The following is a 19,891-nucleotide window of genomic DNA, read 5'->3' on the forward strand; positions in this document are numbered from 1 at the left end:
CTGAGCACCTGAGTCCGCAGGGGGGACGCTGTGTCGTCGCTGTTCACCGACGCGGCCGAGCTGCGCGCGTACGCCGAGTACCTGCGCACCGAGGCCCAAGAGTTCGACACGATCCGTCAGTACGTCCACACCACGGCGTGCGACAAGGCGGGCTTCACGGGCCTGCTCACGTTGCTGCAGCCGGGCGTGGACATCGTGCGGGCGCTGTTCGACGAGTCGCTCGACTTCGGCAAGTCGAAGCTCGAGGGCGCGGCCACGGCGGTGGACGCGACGGCGAAGGCCTACGAGGACATCGACGCCGTCCAGCGGCGCATCTTCGACGGGCTGCTGAAGTGACGACGGCCTACCAGTCCCCGCGACCGGTCACCGCGTCCCTCAAGCAGCCCGAGGTCGACACGGCGTCGCTCAACGACGTCCTGCGCGACCAGGGCTGGGGCGTCCAGGCGGTGAACTGGGTGTTCGAGGCGGTGACCGGCGAGAGCCTGGTCGCAGCGATCATCACGCCGATCACCGGCGACTGGTCGAAGATCCGTGCCGACGGCGACGCGTGGCGCATGGTCGGCAACGCCATGAACGACGTCTCGTACAACCTCACCGACGCGGTGGGGAAGGTGCGCGGCCACTGGGACGGCGACGCGGCCCGCGCCCACGAGAAGTACATCGCTCTCGGCTGGAAGGCCGGACTCCTCGCCGAGATGGGCGTGGCCCAGCTGATCGCGAAGGGCTTCGACACCGTCGCGTCCGGCGCCGAGGCCCTCGGCAAGCAGGCCGCGCGCCTGCTGGACTACCTCGTCAACAAGCTGCTGCAAGCCGCCGCCACCGTCTGGATCCCGGTGGCCGGCTGGATCAAGGCCGCCGAGATGGTCTGGAACGCGTACCAGATCTACCGGCGCGTCATGGACATCATCGACACGGTCCAGAAGCTGATCTCCGACGTGAAGGCGCTCTTCGACGCCGTCGGCCGCGTCTTCTCCGCCATCGGCAAGCTGAAGGACGCCGACTCCCTGGCCGAGGCCATGAACGCCACCCAGGAGGTGGCCGAGGCGGGCCGCGACGTCCGCAACGCGGTGAACGACATCCACGACGACTTCTCGTCCATCAAGGAGTCGGCCACCGAGATCGCCGACCGCGGCAACGACATCGGCTCGAAGGTCCGCGAGGTCTACACCCCGCCAGGCGGCACGGAGGACACCAAACCCGCCGCCGTCTCCGCGGCGGCACCCGGCGGCGCCCCGGTAGCCGCCCCGCCGACCCTGCCCACCTCCACGGACGCCCCGGCCACCACCCACGCGGCAGCCACCGCAGGCCCCGCCGCGTCGGCCCCGCCTTCGCTGGGCGGAGGCGGCGGTGGCGCTCCGACCGGCTCAGGTGGCGCTCCGGCCGGAGGTCTCTCCGGCTCGCCGGGCGCCCCGATCCGCCTGGACACCACGCACGCGGCAGCCGCGGCCCCCGCCGCGGCCCCGCCGTCGTCCCACCAGACCCCCATGGGCGGCGCGATGCCGATGGGCGCCCCGATGGCCCCAGGCGGGGGCGGTGGCGACCAGACCAGGAGCTCCGGCTCCCGCCCGGGCGCCGGCGGCGTCCCGGCGTTCCCCAGCGCGGGCAGTGCGACAGGCACCCCCAAGCCCACCGGCCTGCCGACGCCTCCCGGCCACGGCTCAGGTCTCCCCACCCCGCCCAGCCAGGGAACGCCGTCCGCCGGCGCCCGCCCCGGCTCGGGCCTGCCCACGCCGCCGTCCGGTCCCAGCGCCCTGGGCAGCCACCCAGGTTCCGCAGGCACGCACCCGACGCCCGGCTCGGGAACCCACGCGACGCCGGACTCGGGCACGCGCCCGGCTCCAGGCTCCGCGGGAACACACCCTGGCGGTGCGGGCCTGCCGACTCCGCCGAACTCGGGCACCCACCCGATGCCCGGCGGCGCGGGCAGCGGCCTCCCGACGCCACCCGATCACCCGAGTGCCAGCTCCGGCACGGCAACGGCTCCGCCTGCCACGAACACCGGCGGCCTGCCCTCGCCTCCCGGACACCCGAGCCCCACCACGGGCGCGGACCACTCGACGCCGTCCGGCACCACGCCGACCGACTCGTCGCCCCCGCGTCCCCACGACGGTGGAACGCCGGCCGATGGCGGCACGCGTCCCCACGACACCACGCCCAACGGGTCGACGGACACCAAGCCCCACGACGCACCGGACAGCACCAGGCCGCACGACGCTGACCCGAAGCCCCACGACAGCGACCCGAAGCCGCACGACACCGACACGCGCGCAGACGACACCAAGCCACACGACACCGACGCGAGCGGCGCCGAAGACGTCCGGCCCCACGACCCCCAGCCGGACCACGACAACACCCCGGCCGGCCACGACCCCGACCCCAAGCCCGGCAACGACGACGCCACCCCCGGCAACAACGGCGACGGCGGCAGCAACCCGCCGCCTCCCACCGGCCCGGACCTCAAGGGCCACTTCGACGCCGCCGCGATGTCCGCGCAGGGCCAGGGCTACCAGCATCAGCTCGACCAGATGCTGCCCAACCAGGCCGACCGCGACCGCTATGTCGAGCTGAGCCAGAAGCTGTCCACCGACCTGAGCGCGGACGAGGCCCAGCACGTGGCCGACGTCCGCAACCAGATCAAGGTCGACACCGGCGACATCGTCACCAAGGCCCTCAACCAGAGCGCGCTCAGCACCTACCTGCCCGACCAGCCGCACGCGCCGGGCAGCCAGAAGGAGACCTGGCAGAACCAGATGGGCGGCTCGATCGCCCGCGGCCAGGACGTGGTCGACGTCAACACGCCGCAGGGCCTGCGGGACGGCCTCGCGCTCGACGACAAGGGCAAGGGCTGGACGCCCATCCCCGAGGGCGCGCCGAACGCGATGCAGCTCCGCTACGAGGTCACCGACCAGAACGCGGGCGCGCACAACGTGCCGTTCGGCGGGCCGAAGAAGGACACGCCCGACTTCAACCAGTTCGGGCCGCGCCAGGAGGGCGAGTACCAGTCGCCCCAGGAGCAGGCTCACTACGAGGCGTCGCAGAAGCAGATGGCGGCGGCCGGCGGGTCGCCCAAGGTCTACGACGGCTACGACCCGTTCACCGGCACCGGGTCGACGATGGGCGGCATGCCGGAGTGGCGCGTCGACGGTGGCACACCGTTGCCCGATCGTGCCGAGATCTGGCAGGTCAACTCGGACGGAACTGAGAAACTGCACGCCGTGTACGACCGCAAGTTCGGCTGGACGAAGCTCTGATGACCCACTACTCCCAGGAGATGGCCGAGTACCGCGGCGAGGTCTACTTCGCGGGCAGCGACGGGAACGACGTCTGGATCCGCAAGATCCCGGGCGTCACCTACGCGAACGCCGAAGGCTTCCAGGCCTACGGCAGCCGTGAGCTCAAGACGGTGGCTGTCCACGACCTTGATGCCTGGTACCGCGAGACGATGACGGCCACCTGGCGCGGGCAGCCGTTCAACGTCGTCAGAACGGACGGCGGCAAGGCGGAGGCCGGGTACGCGGGCGGCGAGTACGTGTGGGCCGCGCAGAACGGGCTCGAAGGCGACCAGTACAACGGTTACACGGCCACGCTCGACGAAGACGAGCTGGAGAACGTGCAGGTCGACCGCACCGATTTCCTGGCGCGGTGGAAGGAGAAGAACCCGGGATGAGCACCCCTCAGGCCGTGCGCAAGGCGGCCGGCATCGGGCCCGAGACGATCCTGCAGAAGATCGTCCACCCCGCGATCGCGCAGCTCTACCTGGGCAACGTCGTGGTGCCCGGCAAGTTCGAGCCGCACCGGGCCGCCGGGTTCGTCACGCGCGGGCAGGACTTCCCGCAGGGCACCTCCGACCAGTTCGCGGAGGCGTTCGGCGTCGACAAGGTCGCGGACTGGCCGAAGGGCACGCAGTACCTGTTGCGCTTCCTGGCTCACACCACCGAGCTCTTCGACACGAGCTTCGGCGGCCCGACGCTCGACGGCGCGCAGAAGATGGGCACCACCCGTGTCTACCCGCTCCCGTTCACCGGCACGGGCTACACGCCGAGCGCCAACCCGATCCCCGAGTACGTCATGGAACTCGCGGAACTCCCGGCGGGCACGGAACTCTGGCGCTTCGAGCCGGACGGCACCGGCCGCAGCGTCGGCAAGTACCCCAACCGGCAGACCGGCTGGATCCCGACCGGTGACGTCGGCTTCGGGCCCGGAAGGTACTGGCAGGCACCGGTTCCGCACCGGCCGACCGTCCGTCGTGGACTGATCGGCAGGTATCGGGGCCAGGACTTCGACATCGACTTCGGGCCCGCGCCCGGATCGGTCCTCCTGCACCCGCTCGCCGGGCACCCCGCGCCGCCGGACTTCACCGAGGAGGGCGGCGCCCGGTTCCTCGAGGTGCCGGACGCGGTCGTCGAGGACCTCCAGCTGGTCCGCACGCTCTGCACGTACCGGGGCGCGGAGTTCGAGATCGTCGGCGTCTTCGGCGAGCAGGCCGTGCTGCACTTCGTCGGCGAGAACCACGAAACGGCCGAGCAGCTGAATCTGTCCGAAGTAGACTTCCGGCAGTGGCGCACCCTCGCTCAGCGCAACGAGGTGAGTGACATCCGCGGTGACGCCAGGCCGATCCAGCGCGGACTCTTCGCGAGGGAGAACTGAGATGACCACGCCGAACGACAGCTGGAAGTCCGCTGAGCTGCGGGCGGCCGAGGCGCAGGTCGACGCGCGCTTCAAGGAGGCGCAGGACCTCGCGAACCGCCTCAAGGAGACGCCGCTGCCGCCCGTCCCGCCCGTCGACTTCAAGGCGATCGCCCAGCAGGTCGAACGGGCCGCGCAGGAACGGGACGCGCCCGAGCAGCTCAAGGCGTTGAAGCGCAAGGTGGACGCGGGTGAGTTCACCTGGGAGGACGTCGTCTCCGGCAAGGCCGCGCAGGACCCCGACGTGCAGGCCATGCAGCAGGAGAACGTCAACAAGATGAAGCAGGCGTTCCAGATGCTGCAGGAGGGCATGACCGCCGAGGAGATCATGGAGGCGCAGCGGCCGCGCAGGGACGGGGACGACGATGACCAGCTCGACCCCGACATCTTCACGGAGGACAAGTGGTGATGACGGCCTGGCGGACATCGGACATCCTCGCGGCGGAGAACTCCCTGACGAGCGCGGTCGCCGAGGCGGACCGCGCGATGCGCACCGCCCAGCAGGGTCTCCGGGGCAAGGAACCGTCCACTGAGGACATCCGCAGGGTGATGCAGTTCGCCAAGTCCAGCGATGCCTCACCGGCGATGCGCCAGCTCGCGGACCGCATCGCGCGCGGCGCGGGTCTGAGCTGGCGTCAGGTCCTCACGGGCGAGGCGGGCCACGATCCGCTGGTGCGCCAGGCACTCGAAGCCGACCGCGCCAGGCTGGACGAGCTGATCAAGGGCGAGGCGGCCCCGCCGCCGCCCCCGCGCAGGCCCGCGCGAACGGACGACGACGAACCCCTGGAGTTCACCGAAGACGCCTGGTGACCGGACTCAGTCCAGCACCAGACCGGCGCTGACCAGCACGGCCCAGGCCAGCATCGCGATCCCGGTGAACTGCAGCACCGGGATCAGGTCGCGGCCGCCCCGCCCGGCGGCCACCCGCCGCACGGCGGGCAGCAGCACCGGCGCCGCGAGGAACCCGAGCAACGCGTACGGCACCCGCACGACCATGCCCAGCGCGATCAGGAACGGCACGGCCACCAGCGCCAGGTACAGCCTGCGCGTGTCCTTGTCACCCAGCACCACGGCCAGCGTCCGCTTGCCCGACACGGCGTCCGTCGGGATGTCACGCAGGTTGTTCGCCACCAGCACCGCGGCCGAGATCGACCCCATCGCGATGGACGCCCCGATGCCGATGCCGGTGATCTCGCCGGTCTGCACGTACAGCGTGCCCAGCACCGCGGCCGGGCCGAAGAAGAGGAACACCGCGATCTCGCCGAGGCCCGCATAGCCGTACGGACGCTTGCCGCCCGTGTAGAACCACGCTCCGAGCATGCACACGGCGCCGAACGCGAGCAGCCACCAGTACCCGGACAGCGCCACCAGCACGAGTCCGGCCAGCGCACCGACGCCGAGCGAGATGAACGCCGCCAGCCGCACCTTCGACGCCTCGGCCGCACCGGACCCGGTCAGCCGGAACGGCCCCACCCGGTTGTCGTCCGTGCCGCGGATGCCGTCGGAGTAGTCGTTCGCGTAGTTCACGCCGACCTGGAACGCCACCGAGACGATCAGCGCGAGCACCGTGTAGAGCACGTTGAACTCGTCGATGTGGTGCGCCGCAGCGGCTCCCACGACCACCGGGGCGATCGAGTTCGGCAGCGTGCGCGGGCGGGTCCCCTGGATCCACTGGACGACTGAGGCCATGCCCCACATCCTCCGGTATGGCTCCTGAGGACCCGCCGAAGGGTTCGGAACTGTTCGGTGGTTTGGGAGCGTGTGTGATCGATCGTGTTCGTCTGTGGGCTGGGATGCCCGTTCCCGGTGATGGGAACATGTGTTCGGTAGGGTGTTGGGGTGTCGTGTGTGATCCAGGCGTACCGGTTCGCGCTGGATCCCGGTCCCGCTCTGGAGCGGGTGTTGCGGTCGCATTGTGGTGGTCAGCGGCGTGCGTTCAACTGGGGTATGGCGCGGGTGAAGGCGAATCTGGACCAGCGGGCCGCGGAGAGGACCTACGGCCTCGGCGAGGCGCAGCTGACGCCGTCGGTGTCGTGGTCGGCCTACGGTCTGCGTAAGGACTGGAACCAGGCCAAGGACATGGTCGCGCCGTGGTGGGCGGAGAACTCGAAGGAAGCCTATTCGTCGGGCCTGGCCAACCTGGCGACCGCGTTGGGCAACTGGGCCGATTCCAGGAAGGGCACACGGAAAGGCCGCAGGCTCGGGTTCCCCCGGTTCAAGGGGAAGCGGTCCGGGTTGTCGTGCCGGTTCACCACCGGCGCGTTCGGTCTCGCCGACGATCGTCGGCATGTGACGCTGCCCCGTATCGGCCTGGTGCGCACCCACGAGTCGACCCGGAAGCTGGCCCGGCATGTCGCGCGTGGTAGCGCCCGGATTCGCTCGGCCACGGTGTCGTACCGGGGCGGGCGGTGGTTCGTGTCGTTCTCCGTGGAGATCACCCGCGCCGACCCCGCACCCGCACGCCCAGGCAGCGTGGTGGGTGTCGACCTGGGCGTGAGGTCGCTGGCAGTGCTGTCGACCGGCGAGACCATCGCGAACCCGCAGCATCTGGAGCCCGCTCTGCGGCAACTGCGCCGCCTGCAACGACAAGCCGCCCGCCGCACCGGCCCGGACCGCCGCACCCGCCGCGTTCCGTCGAATCGGTGGCGCAGGACCCAGGACCGCGTCACCCGCCTGCACGCCGCTGTCGCGAACGCCCGCCGAGACGGGCTGCACAAACTCACCACCCGCCTGGCCCGCACCCACGGCACGGTGGTGATCGAAGATCTCAATGTGTCCGGCATGACCCGTAACCGGCGGCTGGCACGGCAGGTCGCCGGTGTCGGTATGGCCGAGCTGCGCCGTCAGATCGAGTACAAAGCCCGGTGGGCGGGCGTGCACGTACACGTCGCCGATCGCTGGTATCCCAGCTCCAAGACGTGTTCGGGCTGTGGCGTGGTGAAAACCAAGCTGCGCCTGTCCGATCGCGTCTACCGCTGCGAGGCGTGCGGTCTGGTCCTGGATCGGGACCTCAACGCCGCGCGCAACCTCGCCGCGCTCGTGCACCGCCAGACGTCCTCCCCGAGTTGCGGGGCGACGCGAAACGAGCCCGCTGGAAACCCAGGTAAGACCCGCACCGCGCGGGCAACGGGTACCGCCACGGGAAGACCCGCACCCGGTGCGGGCCAACGCCGACGCCGCAAGGCGCCGGCTGCCTGAACACAGTGGACTCACGTTCACTCACACTTCAGGTAACGGTGTATCAGCAGGCAGTGGCGCCTGAGACACCCGCCACGTACGCCTTCGCGATGTGCTTGCCGGACGCGATGCGGTACCAGATGTTCGATGTTCCCTGCGTGCCCGTCACCGACTGGCCGGTGAGCTGGCAGGTCACCCTGACCTGGGCGTAGTTCGCGGCCAGACCCACCTGCGACGTCGAGGAGCTCGTGCCGCTGCGGACGTTCACCGTGCCGTTCGCCGCGGCGGTGCGGACCGTCCCGACAGGACCGGAGCCGGTCCACAGATACGTCACGGTCACCCATGCGTTGGTGGTGAGTTTCAGGCCGTCCCAGAACGTGCCGTCGGCGAGGTCGATGCCCGCCGGGTTGGCGACCTTGCGCCCGAACTGGTCCTTACCGCCGTTGTAGTTGTCCTGGTACGCGGCCTGCGCCTCGGGCTTGCCCTGCGGCAGGTCCTTCCACATCTCACGGGTCGCGGCCGGGTTCCAGTAGTCGTCCTTGGTGTTCCAGGGGCCGACGTCCCACACGGGCGCCCATTCGCAACGGCCGTTCGACGCGCACACCTGCACGCTGTAGTTGCCGGAGTTCCTGCCCGCCAGGCCACGCCGCGACGGCAGCGCCACGAAGTGGTCGCGCGAACGGATCACGTGCCCGTTCGCCGTGGTGCCACCGACGAGGCCCTCACGGGTCGCGTACACCCGGTACGAACGTCCAGCCGCGGCAACGGAAACGTCGTCCGCGGCCACGGTCGCGGGCGCCTGCGTCGCGGTCAGCTTCACCCGCGATGCCTTGCCACTGCTCAAAACCACGCGGGTCTCGACGGTGGACGTGGTCACCGGCAACGTCGCCGGCGCCTCCAGCCACTCGGTCCACTGACCGTCCGCGCGCAGGCCGCGCACGTCGACGACACCATCGCCGGTCACCGCCGCCGTGACCGCGTTGGCGGGCTGGGCGAGTCTGTGCGAGCCGAGCTCGATCAGGCCCGTGCGCGGGGAACCGCCCCACGTGACGGCACGGCCGCTGACGTCGGCGGTCCACTCGTTCGAGGCAGGGGCCGCCTGGGCGGGAGACGCCAGTCCGGCCACCAAGGCGGCGCCCGCGACCAGCGGTAACAGGTAGCGCATGAAGAAACCCCTATCGCTAACGCGCGCGGCCAGAGTTTCCGCACGCTTCGCGGCGAGGGTTGTCCTCAGCGGTAAAGGTTCACCTAAAGAGGCCGACGACAGCTGTTCGGTCGACTTTGCCGGGCCCGCGCAACGGCAGCTCGTGCACGAACCGCACCAGCTTCGGCGCCGCCGCCCGACCCACGGCCTCGACGACCGCGGCCCTCAGCTCGTCGACCGAAGGCTTCACCCCGCGCGCGACGACGGCAGCGGCCACGACCTGGCCCCACTCGTCGTCCGGCACGCCGACCACGCAGGCCTCCAGCACGCCCTCGACGGTCGCCAGAGCCCGTTCCACCAGCACCGGAGGGATTTTCTCGCCGCCCGTGACGATCACGTCGTCAGCGCGTCCCAGCACCTCCAGCCGCCCGTCGCGCAGCCGCCCGAGGTCCCCGGTGCGGAACCACTCGCCGAACGGCTCCGCACTGCCGCGATACCCCAGCGCCAGCACCGGCCCGCTGATCTCGATCACCTCTTCGGTGCGCAACGAGACGCCCCGCAACGGTTCGCCGTCGTACACGCACCCGCCGGACGTCTCGCTCATGCCGTACGTCGTGACGACCTGCACGCCCAGAGCGCGTGCCTGCTGCAACAGCGTCGGCGGGGTGGCGGCCCCGCCGATCAGCACGCCGTCGAACTGCCGCAGCGCCTCCAGGCCCGGCCCCTCACCCACGACGAGCCGGGAGAGCTGGGTCGGCACGAGCGCCGTGTAGTGGCGTCCCGGCTGCGCCAGCACCGGCCGCGCGGCCTGCGCGAAACCCATGGCGCGGAAGCCCATCGACATGTCGAGCACGCCGGGCGTGGTGCCGGCGACGATCGACCGCACCAGCACCTGCACCCCGGCGATGTGGCCGGTCGGCAACGCCAGCAGCCACGTGCCGGGGCCGCCCAGCCGCTCGTACGTGGCCTCCGCGGACGTCGTCAGCGCGTCCGCGTCGAGCAGCACGGTCTTCGGCTCGCCCGTCGACCCGGAGGTCGGCACGCCGAGCACGGCCCGCTTCTCCCAGCCGTCGAGCGGGCCGTCGACCAGGGGTTCGCCACCGGCCAGCGCCGCGCGCAGTTCGTCGAGCATGGGCACCTGCTCAGAAGTAGTACGGGTAGTTCGACCAGTCCGGGGCGCGCTTCTCCAGGAACGAGTCACGGCCCTCGACCGCCTCGTCGGTCATGTACGCGAGCCGCGTCGTCTCGCCGGCGAAGATCTGCTGCCCCACCAGGCCGTCGTCGATCAGGTTGAACGCGTACTTCAGCATCCGCTGGGCGGTCGGCGACTTGCCGTTGATCTCGCGCCCCCACTGCAGCGCCGTGGTCTCCAGCTCGGCGTGCGGCACGACCTCGTTGATCGCGCCCATCTTGTACATGTCCTCGGCGGAGTACGTGCGGCCGAGGAAGAAGATCTCGCGGGCGAACTTCTGCCCGACCTGCCGGGCGAGGTAGGCCGACCCGTAGCCGCCGTCGAACGAGCCGACGTCCGCGTCGGTCTGCTTGAACCTGGCGTGCTCGGCGCTCGCGATCGTGAGGTCGCACACGACGTGCAGGCTGTGCCCGCCACCCGCGGCCCAGCCGGGCACGACCGCGATGACGACCTTCGGCATGAACCTGATCAGCCGCTGGCACTCCAGGATGTGCAACCGCCCCGCACGCGCCGGGTCGACGCTCTCGGCCGTCTCACCGGAGGCGTACTGGTAGCCGCTGCGGCCGCGAATCCGCTGGTCACCGCCACTGCAGAAGGCCCAGCCGCCGTCCTTGGGGCTGGGGCCGTTGCCGGTCAGCAGCACGCACCCGACATCCGACGACATCCGCGCGTGGTCCAGCGCCCGGTACAGCTCGTCCACCGTGTGCGGCCGGAAGGCGTTGCGCACCTCGGGCCGGTTGAACGCGATGCGGACGGTGCCCTGGTCAAGCGCGCGGTGGTACGTGATGTCGGTGAAGTCGAAGCCCTCGATCGGCTTCCACAACGACGGGTCGAAGAGCTCCTGATCTGCCACGGACCAGACTCTAAGCCTCCACTCCTGAGACCAGCGGAGGACCTCTCAGCGCGGTCCGGTGACAATTGGGGGATGAACCCGTCCACGACGCAGGCGAGGGTGATCGTCGACGAACTGGTGCGCAACGGCGTGCGTCACGTCGTCCTGTGCCCCGGTTCGCGCAACGCCCCGCTGTCGTTCGCGCTGCACCAGGCCGAGCAGAAAGGCCTGCTCACGGTGCACGTGCGCATCGACGAGCGCAGCGGCGGATTCCTCGCTCTGGGCCTCGCGAAGACTGGTGAGCCGGCCGTGGTGACGTGCACGAGCGGCACCGCCGTCGCGAACCTGCACCCGGCCGTGATCGAGGCGCAGCTGACGAACGTGCCGCTGATCGCGCTGACCGCCGACCGCCCGGTCGACCTCTACCGCACCGGCTCCAGCCAGACGATCAACCAGCACGACGTCCTCGGCATCCCGACGCTGCACATGCCGGAGGGTGCCGGCGAGGCCGTGACGCGGTCGTTGATCTGCCGTGCCATCGCCACGGACGGTCCGTCGCACGTCAACGTGCCTTTCCGGCCGCCGCTGACGCCGTCCGACGATCTGTGGCCCAGCTCGGATCGCGGCGCCTGGACGGAGACCGACCGCACGTTCACCGTCGAGACCCGGCCCTCCTCGCTGCCCGCCCGCACGCTGGTGCTGCTCGGTGACGACCGCCCGGAACGGCTGCTGAAGGCCTCGCGACTCGGCTGGCCGGTGATCGCCGAGCCCACCGCGCCCGGTGGCCTGCGACACGGTTCGCTGCTGCTCAACGCGGGCCTGCCGGAGCACCTGCGGCCCGACGCGGTGCTCGTCGTCGGCCGCGTCACCCTGTCGAGGGGTCAGCAGGCCGTGCTTGGAGCCGCTCCAATCGTGCACGCTGTGGGTGACCAGGCCCAGTGGCCGGACGTGCCGTTCACCGCCACGCGAGCCTCCACCTGGCTGCCCGAGCCCGCCGCGACCGACGGCGAGTGGCTACAGGCGTGGCAGAGCGCGGTGAAGAGCGTCAGCGTGGCCGTCGACGACCTGCTGGACACCGCGCCGTGGCCGACCGGCCTGCACGTCGCGCGCGACCTGATGCAGGCGATGCCGCCGGGTTCGCTGCTGTTCGTGGGCTCGTCCAACCCGATCCGCGACGTCGACTTCGTGTCCGAACGCCGCTCGGACGTCGCCGTGCACGCCAACCGGGGTGCCGCCGGCATCGACGGGAGCGTGTCCACGGCCATCGGGCTCGCCTGGCAGCACCAGGGCCCCGCCTACGCGCTGATGGGCGACCTGACGTTCCTGCACGACAGCAACGGCCTGCTCGCCGACCGCCTGCCGGACCTCACGATCGTCGTCCTCAACGACGACGGGGGTGGCATATTTTCGTTGCTCGAACAAGGCGCTCCGGAGTACGGCGGAAGTTTCGAGCGAATTTTCGGCACTCCGCACGGAACTGATCTGGCCGCTTTGTGCGCGGGTTACCGAATTCCGCACTCCACAGTGGACGGCCAGGAGGAGTTCCGTAGCGCGATTGCGTCACCGAAGGGCCTCCAAGTGGTCGAAGTGCAGGCAAAACGTGACGAACTGCGGGCGTTGCACCAGCGCCTCAAGGCGACGGTGTCAAACGTTTTCGCCAGATAGGAAACCTACGTAAGTCGGTGGCTCGTTCTTGATCGTCTGGCTACCGTCCGCCGCATGTCGATCAGAACCAAGGCGACGGCCGCGGTGGCGTCCGCGGCCGCGATGACGCTCTTCGCGGGGACGGCGCTGGCGGCGTCTCCAGGCGCTCCCGGCGTCGGCGATCCGTACTTCCCGACCTACGGGAACGGCGGGTACGACGTCTCCCACTACGACATCAGGCTCAACTACAACCCGAACGGCGACCAGCTCTCGGGCTCGACGACGATCCTGGCCAAGGCCACGCAGGACCTCACGCAGTTCAACCTGGACTTCCTGCTCAGGGTGAAGTCGGTCCGGGTCAACAACGCGCCGTCCTCGTTCGTCTCCGACAACGGCGAGCTCACGCTCACCCCGCGCGGAGGCGTCCGCAAGGGTCAGGACCTGACGATCGTCGTCACCTACGCCGACAGCCCGTCGACCGTGAAGGACCGCAACGGCTTCACGGCGTGGACGAAGACTCCCGACGGTGCCCTGGCGATCGGCGAGCCGGAGATCTCGTCGTGGTGGTACCCGTCCAACGACCACCCGACCGACAAGGCCACCTTCGACGTCAACGTCGCCGTCCCGAACGGCGTCGAGGCGATCTCGAACGGCAGGTTCGTCGGCCAGACCCGCCAGATCAACGGCTACACGCGCTGGAACTGGCGCAGCACCAAGCCGCAGGCGACATACCTGACGTTCCTGTCGATCGGCCAGTTCGAGATCCGCCAGTCCACGGCGCCCAACGGCCAGCCCGTCGTGAACGCCTACTCCGAGCGCCTCGGCGAACACACCGACGCGGCCAAGGCGAGCATCGAGCGCACGCCCGAGGTCACCGAGTTCCTGGCGGACAACTTCGGCCCGTACCCGTTCGAAGCGCAGGGCGGCGTCGTGACGCCGGACCTCGGCTACGCGCTGGAGAACCAGACCCGCTCGACCTACGACGACGCGTTCTTCCGGCGCGGCGCCAACACCTACGTCGTCGCGCACGAGGTCGCCCACCAGTGGTTCGGCGACTCCGTGTCGGTCCACCACTGGCGGGACATCTGGCTGAACGAGGGCTTCGCCTCCTACGCCGAGTTCCTGTGGTCCGAGCACGTCGGTGAGGGCACGGCGCAGGAGAACGCCGACTTCGTCTACGACTCCTACCCGGCCGACGACCCGTTCTGGCAGGTCCTGCCCGGCGACCCCGGTGCGTCGAACGTGTTCCACAGCGCCGTCTACGACCGCGGCGCGCTGGCCGTCCACGCTCTGCGCGTGGCCGTCGGGGACGAGAAGTTCTTCGAGATCCTCAAGGCCTGGGTCGCGGAGAAGAAGTACTCGGACGCCACCGTCGAGGAGTTCATCGCGCTGGCGGAGCGGGTCTCCGGTCAGCAGCTCGACCAGCTCTTCCAGACGTGGCTGTTCACCAAGGGCAAGCCGGCGGAGGCCCCCGGCCGTGCGGCCGACGTGGCGTCGAAGACGCTGTCCGTCGCTGCGGAGCCGAAGTCGCGTGCCAAGATCAAGCTGACGCACGAACTGCTGGACGCCCACAAGTAAGTCGGTGGCGCACAACGCCGGTGACGAGCACGATCAACGAGTGAACCCTCGTGTCGCGCTCGTCACCGGCGCCGGCTCCGGAATCGGCGCTGGAACAGCCCAAGCCCTGGCCGCTCTAGGCCACCACGTAGCCGTGGTCGACATCAACGACCGCGCGCACGCCGTCGCCGGCCAGATCACCGAATCCGGCGGAACAGCCCTGGCGGTGCTCGCGGACATCAGCGACCCCGACGCCGTCACCCAGGCCGTCGACGAGGTGACGACCAAGCTGGGCCCGGTCGCAATCCTGGTCAACAACGCCGGCTTCGCCAGGGACAACATGGTCCTCGACATGCCGCTGGCCGACTGGGACGCAGTGATGAACACCCACCTGCGCGGCAGCTTCCTGATGCTCAAGGCCACCGCCCCGGCCATGCGCGACGCGGGATGGGGCCGCGTCGTCAACATCTCCAGCATCTCCGCACTGGTCGACGACGACCGCGCCAACTACGTCGCCGCCAAGGCAGGCCTGGAAGGCTTCACCCGCGCCACGGCCCTCGACCTCGCCCCGTTCGGCATCACCGTGAACGCGATCGGCCCCGGCGTGGTCGTGACCGAGATGACCAAGGTGTCCGCCGCCCGTGCAGGCCGCACCCTCGACGAACACATCGAGGTGCAACGGAAGTCGATCCCGCGCGGCCGCGTCGGCGCGCCACACGACATCGCACGCGCGGTGCTGTTCTTCGCGGCGGAGGACGCCGACTACGTGACCGGGCAGGTCATTTATGTCAGCGGAGGGCCGCACGGTTGAGCCAGGACGCCCCGGTCTGGGCCTTCGAGCGGACAGAAGTTCGTCCGCACGACCCTCTGTGGACGGTCCGGGCAGAGGCGGAATGCGAGGAGCTCAAGCGGCTCCTCGCGCCATGGTTGGTCGACGGGGTCGAGCACATCGGGTCGACGGCTGTGCCCGGCCTCGCCGCCAAACCGATCATCGACGTGATGGCCTCGGTGATCCACCTGGACACCGACGCGTCCGAACTCCTCGTCGCCCACGGCTGGGCCTACGTGCCACCGGAACTCGACAACCGCCCGTGGCGGCGCTTCTTCGTCAAGCCGGACCAGACAGGTCAACGACGCGAAGCCCACCTGCACCTGATCCAGGCAGGTCACCAGAGGTGGACCGACCAGATCCGCTTCCGCGACGCGCTGAGAAACGACACAACTCTCGCCCAGGCCTACGAAGACTTGAAACGCCAACTAGCCGACCAAAGCGGTCACGACCGTGAGGCGTACACGACAGGCAAGGCGGCGTTCGTGGCTAAAGCCCTTCGAGGGCCTCACGCATAGGCCGCATCTTGGCGTGCGCTTCCTGCACCTCGATGTCGGGATCCGAGTCGGCGACCAGCCCGCACCCGGCGAACAACCGAGCCGTCGACCCCGAAAGCTGCGCACATCGAAGAGCGATCCCGAGCTCGCCGTCACCGTTGCCGTCGATCCACCCGACCGGCCCGGCGTACCGCCCGCGATCCATCCCCTCCAACTGCGAGATCAACCAGGTCGCGTCCATCCGCGGCGTCCCGCCCACGGCGGCGGTCGGGTGCACGGCTTCGCCGAGGTGCAGCAACGAGGTGGAGGACTCGAGGGTCCCGATCACGTCGGACGACAGGTGCGAGACGTTGGGCAGCCTCAGCACGGAAGGTCCCTCGACCGACATGGTCGCGCAGAACGGTCGCAGGGTGTCCGCGAGAGAGCGGACCGCGTAGTCGTGCTCTTCGAGGTTCTTCTCCGACGACATGAGTGCTGCGGCGAGTTCCTCGTTCGAGATCCCGTCGTGCGGCCAGGTCGTGCCGGCCAGCACCCGCGAGTCCACGACCGAGCCGGTTCTGCGCAGCAGCAACTCAGGCGTCGCGCCGACCAGTCCGTCGACGGCGTAGGCCCAGCACTCCGGGTAGCGCCGCGCCAGGCCCTGCAGCACGAACCGCTGGTCCAGCGGCTTGTCCGTCAGTGCCACCAGGTCGTGTGCCAGCACCACCTTGTCGAGGTCGCCCGCACGCATCCGCACGACGGCCTCGCGCACGGCTTCGCGGTACTGCGTGACCGGCAACTGTCCGTTCGCGTAACGCACCGAGGATGGGCGCGAGAGAGGCTCGACGTACGGCGCCGGGTCTGAGGCACCGATCGTGGTTACCCACTGCTCGCCGTTGCGCCGCCCGACGACGACCTCGGGCACGATCAGCACCGAGTGGCCCGGGGAGTCGGCGAAGGCCATCGAGACGAACGCCACCGGGCCGCTGCCCGGCACGCCCAGCTCGTCGTCCACGTCGAGATGTGCGCAGAACTCCTGCCACCACTTGTCGGCCTGCGCGAACCGGTCCGGGCCGCTGACCTCCAGACGAGCCGCCTCGCCCCAGCCGACCAGGCCCGACCCATCGCGTACCCAGGCCAGGGCGTGCTCCGGGGTCGGCAGCAGTCCGAGCAGGTCACCGGCGGTGTCCCGCTTCGACCGGACGCGGATTCGCTGCCGTGCTCGCGATGTGGGTGCTGAGGTCACGCTTCGACTGTATGGACATCAACCTGAAAGCGCGGCATCCGCCCGGCTCTAGACTTCTCAGTTGTGGTGGAGGACGCAGTGACCAAGACGCCCCGCGGTGTACGCGTCCGCCGTGCGGTTTGCAGGGTTTTGTTCGTCGTCGGTGGCGTGATCACGCTCGTGTGCGTGCTTCTGCCCATCGCCTGCTGGCGCGACGACTTGGCCATCGAGCGGTCGATGGGGCAGGCGGTCGCGCAGGTCGACTCCGTGTCCTTCAACCGGACCGTTGTGCGCTACGCCACACCGGACGGGCGCGTGATCATCCCGTCGCAGGGCGTGCTGTACCCGGCAGGGCTCAGCGTCGGGGACAACGTGCGGGTCGAGTACGACCAGACGAACCCCGAACTCGCGCGCGTCGCCGGCAGGACGGCGGTGCTGAGTCTGCTTCCTGTTGGAACCTTCCTCGTGTCCATCTGGATCGTCATCGCAGCGGTTGTGACAGTTCTACGCAGATTCGGCACTCGGGTGTAACATCGGGGCATGGCGGATGACCTGGAGCTGCGCTTCGAGCGCACTGTGCAGTCCGAAGCGCGCATCGAGCCGCGCGACTGGATGCCCGACGGCTACCGCAAGACCCTGATCAGGCAGATCGCCCAGCACGCGCACTCCGAGATCATCGGGATGCAGCCGGAGGGCAACTGGATCAGCCGCGCGCCCTCGTTGCGGCGCAAGGCGATCCTGCTCGCGAAGGTGCAGGACGAGGCCGGGCACGGCCTGTACCTGTACTCGGCGACCGAGACGCTCGGCGCCGACCGCGAGGACCTGACGACCAAGCTCATCGAGGGGCGTCAGAAGTACTCGTCGATCTTCAACTACCCGACGCTCACGTTCGCCGACGTCGGCGTGATCGGGTGGCTGGTCGACGGCGCTGCGATCTGCAACCAGGTGCCGCTGTGCCGCACGTCCTACGGGCCGTACGCGCGCGCCATGATCCGCATCTGCAAGGAAGAGTCGTTCCATCAGCGTCAGGGCTACGAGCTCCTGATGACGATGATGCGCGGCACCCAGCAGCAGCGCGACATGGTGCAGGACTCGGTGAACCGCTGGTGGTGGCCGTCGTTGATGATGTTCGGCCCGCCGGACGCCGAGTCCACGAACACCGAGCAGTCCATGGCGTGGCGGATCAAGCGCGACACCAACGACGAGCTGCGGCAGAAGTTCGTGAACATGAGCATGCCGCAGGCCGAGGCGCTCGGCGTGACGTTCCCGGACCCCGAGCTCAAGTGGAACGAGGAGCGCGGCGAGTACGACTTCGGTCAGCCGGACTGGGACGAGTTCTGGCAGGTCGTCAAGGGTGGCGGTGTCTGCAACGAGCAGCGCATCGCCCACCGCCGCAAGGCGCACGAGGACGGTGCGTGGGTCCGTGAAGCCGCAGTCGCACACGCTGCGAAGCACGCACGTAAGGAAGGTGCCGCGTGAGCACGTCTTGGCCGCTATGGGAAGTGTTCGTGCGCGGTAAGCGCGGGCTGAACCACGTGCACGTCGGTTCGCTGCACGCGCCGGACGCCGAGATGGCGCTGCGCAACGCCCGTGACGTCTACACGCGTCGCAACGAGGGCGTGTCGATCTGGGTGGTGCCCGCGACGGAGATCACCGCCTCCTCACCGGACGAGAAGGACCCGTTCTTCGCGCCCGCGGGGGACAAGGTCTACCGGCACCCGACGTTCTACGTGATTCCCGAGGACGTGCCGCACCTATGAGCTTCGACAATGCATACGAGTCATTGCTGGGTGGCGAGGACGCGCACTGGGCGTTCGGGACGGGCTTTTCGGAGGCCCTCTCCGGCGTCAACCGCGAGTTCCCCGCGGGCGTCGACCGCGAAGCTCTCGCCGCGTACTGCCTGATGCTCGGCGACGACGCGTTGATCTTCTCGCAGCGGCTGTCGGAGTGGTGTTCGCGCGCTCCGGAGCTGGAAGAGGACATCGCCCTCGCCAACATCGCGCTGGACCTGCTCGGCCAGGCCCGCATGCTGCTGACGCGCGCCGGTGAGGTGCTCGGCCGCGACGAGGACGCCCTGGCGTACCTGCGCGACGAACGCGAGTTCCGCAACGTCCACCTCGCCGAGATCGACTGCGGCCCCGGCCCCGGCGGCGACTTCGCGGCGACTATCGCGCGTCTGCTGGTGTTCTCGTCGTGGCGTCTCGCGCTGTTCTCCCGCCTGCGTGGCTCGGCGGACCCGGTGCTCGCAGCCATCGCCGAGAAGGGCCTCAAAGAGCTGGCCTACCACCGCGACCACGCCGCCCAGTGGACCGTTCGCCTCGGCGACGGCACCGACGAGTCGCACCGCCGTATGCAGGCCGGGCTCGAGCGCGTGTGGCCGTTCGTGGACGAGCTGTTCGCGACGCACGCGGTCGAGGTCACGCTGGCCGGTGTCGCGGTCGACCCGGCGTCGCTGCGGTCCGAAGTGGACGGTGTGCTGGAGGCGGTGCTGAACGCCGCCGGTCTCACGCGCCCCACCGACACCCGCGCTGCCCGTGTCGCGGGCATGGCTGGCCGCGACGGCGTGCACACCGAAGCCATGGGCTTCCTCCTCGCCGAGATGCAGCACCTGTACCGCTCGCTGCCGGGAGCGGTCTGGTGACGACGGCACTGGAGGTCGCATCGGCCGTGCGGGACCCGGAACTCCCGGTCCTCACGCTCGCCGACCTCGGCGTGCTCCGCGACGTCGAGGAAGAGGACGGTCGCGTCGTCGTCACCATCACCCCGACCTACTCGGGCTGCCCCGCGATCGACGAGATGGGCGCTGACCTGCGCCGGTCGCTGGTCGGCGCGGGCTACCCGGACGTCGAGGTGCGCCTGTCGCTGTCCCCGGCCTGGACCACGGACTGGATCAGTGAGGAAGGCCGTTCGAAGCTGGCCGCCGCCGGCATCGCGCCACCGTCCCGCATCGGCCCAACGGTTGCGGGCCCGGTGCCGCTGAACCTCGTGCCGCCGTCACGCCAGGTCGCGTGCCCGCAGTGCGGCTCGCTCAACACCTCGGAGATTTCTCGGTTCGGCTCGACCGCGTGCAAGGCCCTGCGCCGCTGCCACGCCTGCGCCGAACCGTTCGAGCACGTCAAGGAGATCTGA

The 19,891-nt window shown here is 69.8% G+C and carries 21 protein-coding genes; 16 read left to right on the plus strand and 5 right to left on the minus strand.

The features are described 5' to 3' along the window. Positions 1 to 30 precede the first annotated feature (30 nt). From IG04_RS44100 to IG04_RS0120050, 6 genes are read left to right on the plus strand one after another with little or no spacing between them, the layout of a single operon-like run. A complete protein-coding gene (locus tag IG04_RS44100) occupies positions 31 to 336 on the plus strand; it encodes a hypothetical protein (RefSeq protein WP_051770276.1) in 306 nt (101 codons plus the stop codon). Next, positions 333 to 3,251 (plus strand): hypothetical protein, encoded by a 2,919-nt coding sequence (locus tag IG04_RS0120030; protein ID WP_030478196.1) that lies wholly within the window; start codon positions 333 to 335, stop codon positions 3,249 to 3,251. Before IG04_RS44100 ends, IG04_RS0120030 begins: the two co-directional genes overlap by 4 nt. Further along, the gene (locus IG04_RS0120035) at positions 3,251 to 3,667 is read left to right on the plus strand and encodes a hypothetical protein (protein WP_030478197.1); all 417 of its coding nucleotides are present in this window, start codon (positions 3,251 to 3,253) and stop codon (positions 3,665 to 3,667) included. The genes IG04_RS0120030 and IG04_RS0120035 overlap by 1 nt, the downstream gene beginning before the upstream one ends. After that, positions 3,664 to 4,647 carry a hypothetical protein gene (locus IG04_RS0120040; protein WP_030478198.1) on the plus strand — a complete coding sequence of 328 codons (984 nt, stop codon included), beginning with the start codon at positions 3,664 to 3,666 and terminating at the stop codon, positions 4,645 to 4,647. The genes IG04_RS0120035 and IG04_RS0120040 overlap by 4 nt, the downstream gene beginning before the upstream one ends. A 1-nt stretch (position 4,648) precedes the next feature. Continuing rightward, positions 4,649 to 5,095, plus strand: coding sequence for a hypothetical protein (locus tag IG04_RS44105; protein ID WP_051770277.1), 447 nt, complete (start codon positions 4,649 to 4,651; stop codon positions 5,093 to 5,095). Next, positions 5,095 to 5,496, plus strand: a complete 402-nt coding sequence (locus IG04_RS0120050; RefSeq protein WP_030478200.1) for a hypothetical protein — start codon at positions 5,095 to 5,097, stop codon at positions 5,494 to 5,496. Before IG04_RS44105 ends, IG04_RS0120050 begins: the two co-directional genes overlap by 1 nt. 6 nt (positions 5,497 to 5,502) lie before the next feature. On the opposite strand, the gene IG04_RS0120055 is transcribed toward IG04_RS0120050, so the two are convergent. Then, positions 5,503 to 6,375, minus strand: a complete 873-nt coding sequence (locus tag IG04_RS0120055; protein WP_030478201.1) for a 1,4-dihydroxy-2-naphthoate polyprenyltransferase — start codon at positions 6,373 to 6,375, stop codon at positions 5,503 to 5,505. A gap of 150 nt (positions 6,376 to 6,525) precedes the next feature. Here IG04_RS0120055 and tnpB point away from each other — a divergent pair, with 150 nt between their 5' ends. Next, positions 6,526 to 7,884 carry an IS607 family element RNA-guided endonuclease TnpB gene (gene tnpB, locus IG04_RS0120060; RefSeq protein WP_030478202.1) on the plus strand — a complete coding sequence of 453 codons (1,359 nt, stop codon included), beginning with the start codon at positions 6,526 to 6,528 and terminating at the stop codon, positions 7,882 to 7,884. A 43-nt stretch (positions 7,885 to 7,927) separates the two neighbouring features. On the opposite strand, the gene IG04_RS0120065 is transcribed toward tnpB, so the two are convergent. The 3 genes from IG04_RS0120065 to IG04_RS0120075 all read right to left on the minus strand — a co-directional run bounded on the left by IG04_RS0120065 (position 7,928) and on the right by IG04_RS0120075 (position 11,052). Continuing rightward, the gene (locus IG04_RS0120065) at positions 7,928 to 9,028 is read right to left on the minus strand and encodes a hypothetical protein (RefSeq protein ID WP_030478203.1); all 1,101 of its coding nucleotides are present in this window, start codon (positions 9,026 to 9,028) and stop codon (positions 7,928 to 7,930) included. 79 nt (positions 9,029 to 9,107) lie between these two features. Then, complete coding sequence (gene menE, locus IG04_RS0120070; RefSeq protein ID WP_030478204.1) at positions 9,108 to 10,139, minus strand: o-succinylbenzoate--CoA ligase; 1,032 nt, start codon at positions 10,137 to 10,139, stop codon at positions 9,108 to 9,110. 10 nt (positions 10,140 to 10,149) lie between these two features. Further along, a complete protein-coding gene (locus tag IG04_RS0120075; RefSeq protein ID WP_030478205.1) occupies positions 10,150 to 11,052 on the minus strand; it encodes a 1,4-dihydroxy-2-naphthoyl-CoA synthase in 903 nt (300 codons plus the stop codon). Between the two features lie 72 nt (positions 11,053 to 11,124). Here IG04_RS0120075 and menD point away from each other — a divergent pair, with 72 nt between their 5' ends. From menD to IG04_RS0120095, 4 genes are read left to right on the plus strand one after another with little or no spacing between them, the layout of a single operon-like run. Continuing rightward, positions 11,125 to 12,696 (plus strand): 2-succinyl-5-enolpyruvyl-6-hydroxy-3-cyclohexene-1-carboxylic-acid synthase, encoded by a 1,572-nt coding sequence (menD, locus tag IG04_RS0120080; protein WP_030478206.1) that lies wholly within the window; start codon positions 11,125 to 11,127, stop codon positions 12,694 to 12,696. Between the two features lie 54 nt (positions 12,697 to 12,750). Then, a complete protein-coding gene (locus IG04_RS0120085; protein ID WP_030478207.1) occupies positions 12,751 to 14,253 on the plus strand; it encodes a M1 family metallopeptidase in 1,503 nt (500 codons plus the stop codon). Between the two features lie 40 nt (positions 14,254 to 14,293). After that, entirely contained in the window at positions 14,294 to 15,043 is a 750-nt protein-coding gene (locus tag IG04_RS0120090) for an SDR family NAD(P)-dependent oxidoreductase (protein ID WP_030478208.1), read from the plus strand. Beyond that, the gene (locus IG04_RS0120095) at positions 15,040 to 15,579 is read left to right on the plus strand and encodes a GrpB family protein (protein WP_030478209.1); all 540 of its coding nucleotides are present in this window, start codon (positions 15,040 to 15,042) and stop codon (positions 15,577 to 15,579) included. The genes IG04_RS0120090 and IG04_RS0120095 overlap by 4 nt, the downstream gene beginning before the upstream one ends. On the opposite strand, the gene IG04_RS0120100 is transcribed toward IG04_RS0120095, so the two are convergent. Continuing rightward, positions 15,551 to 16,783 carry an isochorismate synthase gene (locus tag IG04_RS0120100; protein WP_030478210.1) on the minus strand — a complete coding sequence of 411 codons (1,233 nt, stop codon included), beginning with the start codon at positions 16,781 to 16,783 and terminating at the stop codon, positions 15,551 to 15,553. The two genes, IG04_RS0120095 and IG04_RS0120100, sit on opposite strands and share 29 nt — an antisense overlap. A gap of 78 nt (positions 16,784 to 16,861) precedes the next feature. Here IG04_RS0120100 and IG04_RS0120105 point away from each other — a divergent pair, with 78 nt between their 5' ends. Genes IG04_RS0120105 through paaD form a run of 5 tightly spaced genes read left to right on the plus strand, consistent with a single transcriptional unit; the run spans position 16,862 to position 19,891 of the window. After that, positions 16,862 to 17,293: a DUF3592 domain-containing protein gene (locus IG04_RS0120105; RefSeq protein ID WP_030478211.1), complete on the plus strand. Its 432-nt coding sequence runs from the start codon at positions 16,862 to 16,864 to the stop codon at positions 17,291 to 17,293. A gap of 9 nt (positions 17,294 to 17,302) precedes the next feature. After that, positions 17,303 to 18,241 (plus strand): 1,2-phenylacetyl-CoA epoxidase subunit PaaA, encoded by a 939-nt coding sequence (gene paaA / locus IG04_RS0120110; protein ID WP_030478212.1) that lies wholly within the window; start codon positions 17,303 to 17,305, stop codon positions 18,239 to 18,241. Next, on the plus strand, positions 18,238 to 18,522 hold the full coding sequence (gene paaB, locus IG04_RS0120115; protein ID WP_030478213.1) for a 1,2-phenylacetyl-CoA epoxidase subunit PaaB: 285 nt from the start codon (positions 18,238 to 18,240) through the stop codon (positions 18,520 to 18,522). The genes paaA and paaB overlap by 4 nt, the downstream gene beginning before the upstream one ends. Further along, the gene (gene paaC / locus IG04_RS0120120; RefSeq protein WP_030478214.1) at positions 18,519 to 19,403 is read left to right on the plus strand and encodes a 1,2-phenylacetyl-CoA epoxidase subunit PaaC; all 885 of its coding nucleotides are present in this window, start codon (positions 18,519 to 18,521) and stop codon (positions 19,401 to 19,403) included. The genes paaB and paaC overlap by 4 nt, the downstream gene beginning before the upstream one ends. Beyond that, positions 19,400 to 19,891, plus strand: coding sequence for a 1,2-phenylacetyl-CoA epoxidase subunit PaaD (paaD, locus tag IG04_RS0120125; RefSeq protein ID WP_030478215.1), 492 nt, complete (start codon positions 19,400 to 19,402; stop codon positions 19,889 to 19,891). Before paaC ends, paaD begins: the two co-directional genes overlap by 4 nt.

The organism is Lentzea albidocapillata (assembly GCF_000719115.1).
GTDB classification, from domain to species: domain Bacteria; phylum Actinomycetota; class Actinomycetes; order Mycobacteriales; family Pseudonocardiaceae; genus Lentzea; species Lentzea albidocapillata.

Excerpts from the sequence above, each read along its gene's own strand:
- IG04_RS0120035 (WP_030478197.1), top strand. The coding sequence starts at position 3,251 with ATGACCCACTACTCCCAGGAGATGGCCGAGTACCGCGGCGAGGTCTAC.
- IG04_RS0120040 (WP_030478198.1), top strand. The coding sequence starts at position 3,664 with ATGAGCACCCCTCAGGCCGTGCGCAAGGCGGCCGGCATCGGGCCCGAG.
- IG04_RS44105 (WP_051770277.1), top strand. The coding sequence starts at position 4,649 with ATGACCACGCCGAACGACAGCTGGAAGTCCGCTGAGCTGCGGGCGGCC.
- IG04_RS0120050 (WP_030478200.1), top strand. The coding sequence starts at position 5,095 with ATGACGGCCTGGCGGACATCGGACATCCTCGCGGCGGAGAACTCCCTG.
- IG04_RS0120055 (WP_030478201.1), bottom strand. The coding sequence starts at position 6,375 with ATGGCCTCAGTCGTCCAGTGGATCCAGGGGACCCGCCCGCGCACGCTG.
- IG04_RS0120065 (WP_030478203.1), bottom strand. The coding sequence starts at position 9,028 with ATGCGCTACCTGTTACCGCTGGTCGCGGGCGCCGCCTTGGTGGCCGGA.
- menE (WP_030478204.1), bottom strand. The coding sequence starts at position 10,139 with ATGCTCGACGAACTGCGCGCGGCGCTGGCCGGTGGCGAACCCCTGGTC.
- menD (WP_030478206.1), top strand. The coding sequence starts at position 11,125 with ATGAACCCGTCCACGACGCAGGCGAGGGTGATCGTCGACGAACTGGTG.
- IG04_RS0120085 (WP_030478207.1), top strand. The coding sequence starts at position 12,751 with ATGTCGATCAGAACCAAGGCGACGGCCGCGGTGGCGTCCGCGGCCGCG.
- paaA (WP_030478212.1), top strand. The coding sequence starts at position 17,303 with ATGGCGGATGACCTGGAGCTGCGCTTCGAGCGCACTGTGCAGTCCGAA.
- paaC (WP_030478214.1), top strand. The coding sequence starts at position 18,519 with ATGAGCTTCGACAATGCATACGAGTCATTGCTGGGTGGCGAGGACGCG.